This is a genomic window from Pseudomonas sp. 10(2024), from assembly GCF_045164175.1.
Classification (GTDB): Bacteria; Pseudomonadota; Gammaproteobacteria; order Pseudomonadales; family Pseudomonadaceae; genus Aquipseudomonas; species Aquipseudomonas alloputida.
On the sequence record NZ_CP174006.1, the window covers coordinates 5,968,364 to 5,977,827 of the forward strand.

Sequence of the window (9,464 nt, forward strand, 5' to 3'; positions counted from 1 at the left end):
GGGGTGGATTAACCCCTATTCAACTCTTCGGTAGTGATTTCCGACTTCACGCTACAACAGGAATTGTTTCAGCGGATGTGAGCGAGCACGCCTTGCAACTCGTCAAGCGAGTTGTAGCGAATAACCAACTGGCCTTTGCCCTTGTTGCCATGACGGATCTGCACGGCCGAGCCCAGGCGCTCTGCGAGCCGCTGTTCAAGGCGTGCGATATCCGGATCAGGTTTGCTCGGTTCGACCGGATCAGGCTTGTCGCTGAGCCACTGACGGACCAGTGCCTCGGTTTGGCGCACGGTGAGGCCACGTGCGACAACATGACGCGCCCCCTCCTCCTGACGATTTTCGTCCAGGCCCAGCAATGCACGGGCGTGCCCCATCTCCAGATCACCGTGGGCGAGCATGGTCTTGATCGCATCGGGCAAGGTGATGAGGCGCAGCAGGTTGGCCACGGTCACCCGCGACTTGCCCACAGCGTCAGCCACCTGCTGCTGGGTGAGCTCGAATTCCTGTTGCAGGCGCTGCAGGGCCATGGCCTCTTCCAGCGGGTTGAGGTCTTCGCGCTGGATGTTCTCGATCAATGCCATGGCGATGGCGGCTTCGTCGGGCACTTCGCGGACCATGGCCGGGATCGTGTCCAGTCCGGCCTGCTGGGTGGCGCGCCAACGGCGCTCACCGGCGATGATCTCGTATCGGTTGTCGCCAATCGGGCGTACCACGATCGGTTGCATCACACCATGGTTGCGAATCGAGTGCGCAAGCTCTTCCAGCGCCTCCGGGTCCATGTCCCGGCGAGGCTGGTACTTGCCGCGCTGGACCAGCTCGACCGGCAGGTGTTGCAGTTCTTTCTGGTCGATCTTTACAGCCTGCTCTTCGAGCGCGCTGACGGAAGGACCACTGAGCAGTGCATCCAACCCACGTCCGAGACCCCGTTTCTTGACGGCCATACGGATTCCTTAAGTTGTTTGTGCAGTGCGTGATGGACGGCGTTGACGGCGTACCAGTTCCCCAGCCAGGGCCAGGTACGCCAGTGCGCCCCGCGATTGCTTGTCGTAAGCAAGGGCTGGCATGCCGAAGCTGGGGGCCTCGGCCAAGCGAATGTTGCGCGGAATGACCGTGTCGTACAGCTGAGGGCCAAAGTGCTCCTTCAACTGTGCCGAAACATCGTTGTTCAGGCTCAGGCGCGGATCGTACATGGTCCGCAGCAGGCCCTCGATCTTCAACTCCGGGTTCAACCGCGCGGCGATGCGCTTGATGTTATCCACAAGGTCGCTGAGACCTTCCAGTGCGTAATACTCGCACTGCATGGGGATAATCACGCCATCGGAAGCGACCAGAGCATTCAGCGTGAGCATCGATAGCGACGGCGGGCAGTCGATGAGGATGTAGTCGTAGTTATCGCGAATAGGCGCCAGGGCGTTGCGCAGACGGCTCTCCTTGACCTGCATTTCCAGCAGCACCACCTCAGCGGCGGTCAGATCACGGTTGGCCGGCAGCAACTGGAAGCCTCCGTGCTCGGAGTAGTGCATAGCCTGGGCCAAGTCGCACTCCCCGATCAGCAGGTCGTAGACCGAATGCTCGAGCTCGTGCTTGTCCACACCGCTGCCCATGGTGGCGTTGCCCTGCGGATCGAGGTCGATCAGCAGGACACGACGCTTGGTCGCAGCCAGCGAGGCGGCGAGATTGATACAGGTGGTTGTCTTGCCCACACCACCTTTCTGGTTCGCGATTGCGAATACCTTAGCCATTGTTGCGAGTGTTCCCAGTCATGCCTTGCGGCGCAGTATCAGCAGATGGCGCTGGCCCTGGCAACCCGGAACGGTCAGGGCCTGTTCGCTTTCCACTGTGAAGTCTGCGGGCAATGCTACCAGTTCATCGGCAGGATGCAGCCCCTTCATTGCAAGCCATTGCGTCCCGGTGTCGCCCAAGTGGCGGGTCCAGTTGGTGAAGTTCTCCATGCTGCTGAAAGCGCGGGAGATGATTCCGTCGAACGGTTGTGCCGGCTGGAAGGCCTCGACCCGGCTGTGGATAACCGCGAGGTTGTCCAGCCTGAGTTCCATTTTCACCTGTGTCAGGAAACGGGTTTTCTTGCCATTGGCGTCCAGCACGGTGACGCGCTTGTGTGGATGCAGAATAGCCAACGGGATGCCGGGCATGCCACCGCCGCTGCCGACATCCAGCCAGTTATCACGGTCGTTGTGGATAAAAGACATGACGCTAAGGCTGTCGAGCAGGTGACGCGAAACCATCTCGTCCGGGTCGCGCACAGCAGTCAGGTTGTAGGCTTTGTTCCATTTGATCAACAGAGCCAGGTAGCCAAGCAGCTTCTCGTGCTGCTCGGCAGTCAGCTCGACACCAAGCTGGCGCGCACCTGTGGACAACTCTTCAGCGTGTTGAGGGGTGACCAGGGAACTCAAGCGCTTTGCTCCAATTCGCGGCCAGCGCCGCGTTTTTTCAAGTGAATCAGCAACAGGGAAATCGCCGCCGGGGTCACACCCGGGATACGCGAAGCCTGGCCCAGCGTCTGCGGACGGGTCTGGCTCAGCTTGCCCTGTATCTCCTTGGACAGGCCGGAAATCGTCGTGTAGTCGATATCCACAGGCAGGCGTGTGTCTTCGCTGGCGCGCAGTCGGGCAATTTCATCCTGCTGGCGGTCGATGTAGCCGGCGTACTTGGTGCGGATCTCGACCTGCTCGGCAACCTGTGGATCGATTACGTCACCGCCAGTCGCTTCGATCAGGCCGGCGTAGTCGATTTCGGGGCGCGCCAGCAGGTTGAGCAGGCTGTACTCGTGGCTCAGCGGAGTGCCGAACTTATCCACAATAGCCTGGCCTTGCTCGGTATTCGGCCGAACCCAGGTCGATTTCAGGCGCTGTTCCTCACGCTCGATACCGTCGCGCTTGGCGCAGAACGCGGCCCAGCGCTGGTCATCGATCAGGCCCAGTTCACGGCCCTTTTCGGTCAGGCGCAGGTCGGCGTTGTCTTCGCGCAGTATCAGCCGGTACTCGGCACGCGAGGTAAACATGCGGTACGGCTCCTGGGTACCCAAGGTAATCAGGTCGTCCACCAGTACGCCGATGTATGCCTCGTCGCGGCGCGGGCACCAGCTGTCACGGCCCTGCGCCCGCAGTGCGGCGTTAGTCCCGGCCAGCAGGCCCTGGGCGCCGGCTTCTTCGTACCCGGTGGTGCCGTTGATCTGCCCGGCGAAGAACAGGCCGCCGATGACTTTGGTCTCGAGGCTGTACTTGAGGTCACGGGGATCGAAGTAGTCGTACTCGATGGCATAGCCCGGGCGCACGATGTGGGCGTTTTCCATGCCGCGGATCGAACGGACCAGCTCCAGCTGCACGTCGAACGGCAGCGAAGTGGAAATACCGTTGGGATACAACTCATGGGTGTTCAAGCCTTCCGGCTCAATGAACACCTGGTGGCTTTCCTTGTCGGCGAAGCGGTGGATCTTGTCTTCGATCGACGGACAGTATCGCGGACCGACACCTTCGATCACACCCGAGTACATCGGTGAACGGTCGAGGTTCGAGGCAATGATCTCGTGGGTGCGCGCATTGGTGTGGGTAATCCAGCAACTCACCTGACGCGGGTGCATTTCGGCATTGCCCATGAACGACATCACCGGGATCGGCGTATCGCCTGGCTGCTCGGTCATTACCGAGAAGTCCACCGAGCGGCCGTCAATGCGTGGCGGGGTACCGGTTTTCAGGCGGCCGACGCGCAGCGGCAGTTCACGCATGCGGTGGGCCAGGGCAATCGAAGGTGGATCACCGGCGCGACCACCGGAATGGTTTTGCAGACCAATGTGGATAAGGCCGCCGAGGAAGGTACCGGTAGTCAGCACCACAGATTCGGCAAAGAAACGCAGGCCCATCTGGGTCACCACGCCTTTGACCTGGTCCTGCTCGACGATCAGGTCGTCGCAGGACTGCTGGAATATCCACAGGTTTGGCTGGTTTTCCAGGATTTCACGTACCACCGCCTTGTAGATGGCGCGGTCGGCTTGTGCACGGGTGGCACGTACGGCCGGGCCCTTGCGGTTGTTCAGAACGCGGAACTGGATGCCGCTCTTGTCGGTGGCCAGCGCCATGGCGCCACCGAGCGCATCGATCTCTTTGACCAGATGGCTTTTGCCAATACCGCCGATGGCGGGGTTGCAGCTCATGTGACCGAGGGTTTCCACGTTATGGGTCAGCAGCAGGGTTTTCACACCCATGCGTGCAGACGCAAGCGCAGCCTCGGTACCGGCATGGCCGCCGCCGATGACGATCACGTCAAAACGGGAAGGGAAATCCACCACGCACCTCGTGCCTGTTTTTGCGAATAGAGAAGGTAAGCGGACAAGTATAGGGACTTCACCCCCAGTAAAGAAACCGTCTGAGCAAATTTTGACCAGTCTGTGGATGAGTGGCAAACAACAGAAATCAGAGAGAAGAAATTTAAAAAGCTTTGTTTTTATGTTTATTCTTATGCACAGCGAGTTCTGTGGATAAAGTCCTGCATCCCAATAATGGCGCTATGTAGAGAGAAATTAAACCCTGTGTCTGGAGTGCCATGAGGGCTCTGGATAACGTCATTTAGCCTGTGGATTAAATGGCTGTTTACCCACAGGCGGGTTTTTCCTCAGAAAAAAAGCCCGCTTATCAACTGAGCTGAAGGCGACTTTTCCACAGGGCTCCTGAGCACAGTTTTCAAGCCGAGCAGGGAAAATTCATCGCGCTGGCGGCTACGCATGGTCAGGTTGGAGCGGTCGAGCCCGCGAAAGGATGGGTACATCCACAGAGATCTGGTGCTTGTAAGGGCTTCATCGCGGGTCCACCCGCTCCCACAGGTGCTTGTGGTCAGCGGCCTGCATTCATCTTCTGCAACGAATTTCAGGCAAAAAAAAGCCGCTCCCTAAGGAGCGGCGCTTGGCCTTGCCTGGCTGTGGATTACTTGCCGATGCAGAAGCTGGAGAAAATCCGCCCAAGCAGGTCATCCGAGCTGAATGCTCCTGTGATCTCCCCCAGCGCATGCTGTGCCTGGCGTAAGTCCTCAGCCAGAAGCTCTCCCGCGCCCGCCAAGGTTAGTTGAGCACGGCCGTGCTCCAGGTGCTCGCTGGCCTGGCGCAAGGCATCCAGATGGCGCCGGCGGGCGCTGAAGCCACTCTCTGCAGTCTGCTCATAACCCATACAGCCTTTCAGATGGTCGCGGAGCAGTTGCAGCCCTGTGTCGTCGCCCTTGGCGCTCAGGGTAATGGTCACATGGCCGTCATCGCACTGTTCCAGCGCTACCCGCTCACCACTCAGGTCGGCCTTGTTGCGAATCAGCGTGACCTTGGCCGGGTCCGGCCGCTGAGCCAGAAACTCAGGCCACAAAGCGAACGGGTCGCTGGCCTCGGGCGCAGTGGAGTCGACTACCAGCAGAACGCGGTCTGCCTCGCCAATGGCCTTCAGGGCGCGTTCCACACCGATCTTTTCCACATGGTCATCGGTATCGCGCAAGCCAGCAGTATCGACAACGTGCAGCGGCATGCCGTCGATGTGGATATGTTCGCGCAGGATATCCCGCGTGGTGCCGGCGATGTCAGTGACGATGGCAGCTTCCCGCCCGGCCAGCTGGTTCAGCAAGCTCGATTTACCGGCATTCGGCCGGCCGGCAATGACTACCGTCATGCCGTCACGCAGCAAGGCGCCCTGCCCGGCCTCGCGCTGCACAGTGGATAACTCGCTGCGCACGGCATCAAGCATCGACAGCACGTGGCCATCGGCGAGGAAGTCGATCTCTTCTTCAGGAAAATCGATTGCCGCCTCGACGTAAATACGCAAGGCAATCAACGCCTCGGTGAGGCTGTGCACACGCCTGGAGAATTCCCCTTGCAGCGAGCGCAGGGCGTTGCGCGCTGCCTGGCTGGAACTGGCTTCGATCAGGTCGGCGATGGCTTCAGCCTGCGCCAGGTCGAGCTTGTCGTTGAGGAAGGCGCGCTCGCTGAACTCGCCCGGGCGGGCCAGACGACAGCCGACTTGTACACAGCGCTGCAGCAGCATGTCCAAGACCACAGGGCCACCGTGTCCCTGCAGTTCCAGCACGTCTTCGCCAGTGAACGAATTAGGCCCTGGGAAGAACAGAGCAATCCCTTCGTCCAGCACCAGCCCTTCATCGTCGCGGAACGGACCGTAATGGGCATGCCGCGGGGTCAGGGTGCGGCCGGTGATCAACAGGCCGGCCTTGGCAGCCAGAGGGCCGGACAACCTGACAATTCCCACACCGCCCCGGCCCTGGGCCGTGGCGATGGCGGCGATGGTTTCACGCACAGTGTTCATGCTCGAAAGCCTCTACGACAAAAACGACAGATAGCAAAAACGCCCCACTAGGGGGCGTTTTTTATTCACAGGCTAGCGTATTAGCCCGTCAAGCAGCAGCTTTTTTGGTAGCTGCTTCGATACGGCGAGTGATGTACCACTGCTGCGAAATCGACAGGCAGTTGTTCACAACCCAGTACAGCACCAGACCGGCAGGGAACCACAGGAAGAAGAAGGTGAAGATGATTGGCATCATTTTCATCACCTTGGCCTGCATCGGATCCGGCGGAGTCGGGTTCAGGCGCTGCTGGATGAACATGGTGGCGCCCATGATGATCGGCAGGATGAAGAACGGATCCTTGATCGACAGGTCGGTAATCCACAGGATCCATGGGGCCTGGCGCATTTCCACGCTTTCCAGCAATACCCAGTACAGGGCCAGGAATACCGGCATCTGCACCAGGATCGGCAGGCAGCCGCCCAGTGGGTTGATCTTCTCTTTCTTGTAAAGCTCCATCATCGCCTGGGACATCTTCTGGCGATCGTCACCGAAGCGTTCCTTGAGTGCGGCGAGCTTAGGTGCAACGGCACGCATACGCGCCATGGAGCGGTAGCTGGCAGCCGACAGCGGGAAGAACAGGCCTTTGATCAACATGGTCAGCACGATGATCGACCAGCCCCAGTTACCCAGCAGGCTGTGGATATGTTGCAGCAGCCAGAAGATCGGCTGGGCGATGAACCACAGGAAGCCGTAGTCGACGGTCAATTCCAGGCCTGGGGACAACTCTTTCAGCTTGGACTGGATCTTCGGGCCGGCGTACAGCAGGGCACTGGTTTCGACCTTGCCGCCAGCCGGTACGCTGATAACCGGGCCGGTGTAGCCGATGATGTAGTTGCCCTGGCTATCCTTGCGGGTCTGGACAACGTTGTTGTCCGACTTGGCCGGAATCCAGGCGGTCACGAAGTAGTGCTGCAGCCAGGCAACCCAGCCGCCGGACACATTTTCTTTCAAACTACCTTTGTCGATGTCCTTCATCGAGACCTTTTTGTAAGGCTCAGAAGCTGTCCACAGGGCAGCACCCAGGTAGGTAGCGGTGCCGGTGGCAGTACTGGAGGACGGATCGCCGCTGGCATCACGCTTGAGCTGGGCAAACATGTTGCCGTTCCAGGCCTGGCCGCTCTGGTTGTCGATCAGGTAGCTGACATTCAGGTCGTACTCACCGCGCTTGAAGCTGAAACGCTTGATGTAGTTGACACCGTTGTCACTGAACTTCAGGTCTACAACCAGTTGTTCCTGGCCATCGGCCAGCTGGTAGCTCTTCTGTTCGGCGGCATACAGGGGACGGCCGCTGGCGCGGGCATCCGGACCGTCGGTACCGGTCAGACCGCTTTGTGCCAGGTAAACACGCTCACCACCGTTGTCGAACAGCTGGAATGGAATGTTCGGGTGGTCTTGACGGCGTGGGTACTTCGGAAGGTTCAGCTGGACGATGTCACCACCGACCGGATCGATAGCCAGTTCCAGAACGTCGGTCTTGACTCGGATCAGGTCCTTGCTGAGTGCGACCGGTGCCAGTTCGGCAGGGCTCGATTCGGCGTTGGCGCTCGGTACATCGGCGCTGGCACCGTTGTTACCGGCCGGCACGCCATCGGGCAAGCCCGGAGCAACAGTGCTGGCAGCAGTATTCTGAGTCGGCAGGGCAGCCTGGCCGTAGTCATCGTTCCACTTCAGGACCATGACGTAGGACACGACTGCCAGCGCGGCGATCAGGATCGTGCGTTTAATATCCATGATTACTCGGCTATCGAAGAAGTTCGGGAGGAAGGAGCGGGTGGAACGGGGTCGTAACCGCCGTCATTCCACGGATGACAACGCCCCAGGCGACGAACGGCCAGCCACCCACCACGCCAGATGCCATGGTTTTCGATGGCTTCATACGCGTAACAGGAGCAACTGGGGAAAAACCGACAGTGATTGGCCATCAGAGGACTAATGGCATAACGGTAAAACTGGATCGGAACGAGTGCCAGTTTACGCATCTTGGCTGTCTACCCCTGCGGAATTGGCGGTGACTGCTGGTGTTGGCCGGCTGCGCGCCAGGCGTTTCCAGAGCTTGCCAAAGTGTTGGTGCAATTCCGGGTTTTCTATCTCACCCAATCCCTTGCGCGCGACGATCACGATGTCCAGACCGGCAAGCAATTGCTGGTTCAGACGAAAGGAATCGCGCATCAAGCGCTTGAGGCGGTTGCGTTGAACGGCGAGCTTGACACTCTTCTTGCCGATTACCAAGCCAAGGCGTGGGTGATCGAGACCGTTCTCGCGAGCAAGGATCAGCAGGTTTTTCCCTGGAACCTTGCCGGTTGGGGAGTCGAAGACCGCTTTGAAATGCCGGGGTGTAAGCAGTCGCTTTTCCCGACTGAAGTCCTGACTCACCACCTGTGCCGAAAAATCAAATGGCCAGACGCTTACGGCCTTTGGCACGACGACGCGACAGAACAGCACGGCCGTTCTTGGTAGCCATACGGGCACGGAAACCGTGGGTGCGGGCGCGCTTGATGGTGCTTGGTTGGAAAGTACGTTTCATGGCGTGTTACCTGGTTTGTCGACGACGGGCCGGGATGGCCCCCTTTTTAAGAGACCGGCGATTCTAGAGAAAGCAAGCCCATAGGTCAATTTCCAACCAGTCTTTCCATATAGAGCATGTGATGGACGGTGCCTGTTGATCAGTGCCCAAGGGGTGCTTGATCGGACACACGGATCGGGGACAACATGAAAAAAAAGAAGAGACATATAAAAAGCTTTTTTGAAGAACTTATAACTCTTAAGTGGATAACCTTCTGTGGATAACCTGCGCCGGCCCATGAATTACGGGGTGTACAGAGTTTTACAACTTTGTTCTGATCCCGTGCTGCGCTTGTTCCCATCGTGAGCGAAAGCTGTGGATGAAAACACCTGTTATCCACAGTAGAGTTATCAACAGGCTAGGGGGTGGGGTTGTGCATAGCCCTCATGGTCGATTATCCACAGGGCTTATTCACAGAGGCGAAAAGCCGTTTTGGTCGATAAATGGCTGTTTTGTCGTGGTTCCTAACGTGTCCACATGTGGATAACTGAACGCTCGACCGGTACAATGGCGGTTTGTTTTTGCCTCATCCGGCTTTCAAACTCAGGGGATATCC

Annotated in this window: 9 protein-coding genes; all 9 read right to left on the reverse strand. The window is 58.8% G+C overall.

Annotation, left to right across the window (positions count from 1 at the left end; genetic code table 11):
* Window positions 1-68 precede the first annotated feature (68 nt).
* The gene (locus tag ACI7M0_RS26990) at window positions 69-941 is read right to left on the reverse strand and encodes a ParB/RepB/Spo0J family partition protein (protein ID WP_003253185.1); all 873 of its coding nucleotides are present in this window, start codon (window positions 939-941) and stop codon (window positions 69-71) included.
* Between the two features lie 9 nt (window positions 942-950).
* Window positions 951-1,742, reverse strand: a complete 792-nt coding sequence (locus ACI7M0_RS26995) for a ParA family protein (RefSeq protein ID WP_003253182.1) — start codon at window positions 1,740-1,742, stop codon at window positions 951-953.
* A gap of 18 nt (window positions 1,743-1,760) precedes the next feature.
* Complete coding sequence (gene rsmG / locus ACI7M0_RS27000) at window positions 1,761-2,411, reverse strand: 16S rRNA (guanine(527)-N(7))-methyltransferase RsmG (RefSeq protein WP_129931856.1); 651 nt, start codon at window positions 2,409-2,411, stop codon at window positions 1,761-1,763.
* Window positions 2,408-4,300 carry a tRNA uridine-5-carboxymethylaminomethyl(34) synthesis enzyme MnmG gene (gene mnmG / locus ACI7M0_RS27005; RefSeq protein ID WP_064491478.1) on the reverse strand — a complete coding sequence of 631 codons (1,893 nt, stop codon included), beginning with the start codon at window positions 4,298-4,300 and terminating at the stop codon, window positions 2,408-2,410. The genes rsmG and mnmG overlap by 4 nt, the downstream gene beginning before the upstream one ends.
* 634 nt (window positions 4,301-4,934) lie before the next feature.
* Window positions 4,935-6,305: a tRNA uridine-5-carboxymethylaminomethyl(34) synthesis GTPase MnmE gene (mnmE, locus tag ACI7M0_RS27010; protein ID WP_010951424.1), complete on the reverse strand. Its 1,371-nt coding sequence runs from the start codon at window positions 6,303-6,305 to the stop codon at window positions 4,935-4,937.
* A gap of 88 nt (window positions 6,306-6,393) precedes the next feature.
* Window positions 6,394-8,076 carry a membrane protein insertase YidC gene (gene yidC / locus ACI7M0_RS27015; RefSeq protein ID WP_010951425.1) on the reverse strand — a complete coding sequence of 561 codons (1,683 nt, stop codon included), beginning with the start codon at window positions 8,074-8,076 and terminating at the stop codon, window positions 6,394-6,396.
* Window positions 8,077-8,078: 2 nt separating this feature from the next.
* On the reverse strand, window positions 8,079-8,324 hold the full coding sequence (yidD, locus tag ACI7M0_RS27020; protein WP_010951426.1) for a membrane protein insertion efficiency factor YidD: 246 nt from the start codon (window positions 8,322-8,324) through the stop codon (window positions 8,079-8,081).
* Window positions 8,317-8,721 carry a ribonuclease P protein component gene (rnpA, locus tag ACI7M0_RS27025; RefSeq protein ID WP_003253166.1) on the reverse strand — a complete coding sequence of 135 codons (405 nt, stop codon included), beginning with the start codon at window positions 8,719-8,721 and terminating at the stop codon, window positions 8,317-8,319. Before rnpA ends, yidD begins: the two co-directional genes overlap by 8 nt.
* 13 nt (window positions 8,722-8,734) lie before the next feature.
* Window positions 8,735-8,869, reverse strand: coding sequence for a 50S ribosomal protein L34 (rpmH, locus tag ACI7M0_RS27030; RefSeq protein ID WP_003253163.1), 135 nt, complete (start codon window positions 8,867-8,869; stop codon window positions 8,735-8,737).
* Between the last annotated feature and the right edge of the window lie 595 nt (window positions 8,870-9,464).

Bases quoted from the DNA above. Each gene is read 5' to 3' on its own strand.
- ACI7M0_RS26990 (WP_003253185.1), bottom strand. From the start codon at position 941: ATGGCCGTCAAGAAACGGGGTCTCGGACGTGGGTTGGATGCACTGCTC.
- ACI7M0_RS26995 (WP_003253182.1), bottom strand. From the start codon at position 1,742: ATGGCTAAGGTATTCGCAATCGCGAACCAGAAAGGTGGTGTGGGCAAG.
- mnmE (WP_010951424.1), bottom strand. From the start codon at position 6,305: ATGAACACTGTGCGTGAAACCATCGCCGCCATCGCCACGGCCCAGGGC.
- yidC (WP_010951425.1), bottom strand. From the start codon at position 8,076: ATGGATATTAAACGCACGATCCTGATCGCCGCGCTGGCAGTCGTGTCC.
- yidD (WP_010951426.1), bottom strand. From the start codon at position 8,324: ATGCGTAAACTGGCACTCGTTCCGATCCAGTTTTACCGTTATGCCATT.
- rpmH (WP_003253163.1), bottom strand. From the start codon at position 8,869: ATGAAACGTACTTTCCAACCAAGCACCATCAAGCGCGCCCGCACCCAC.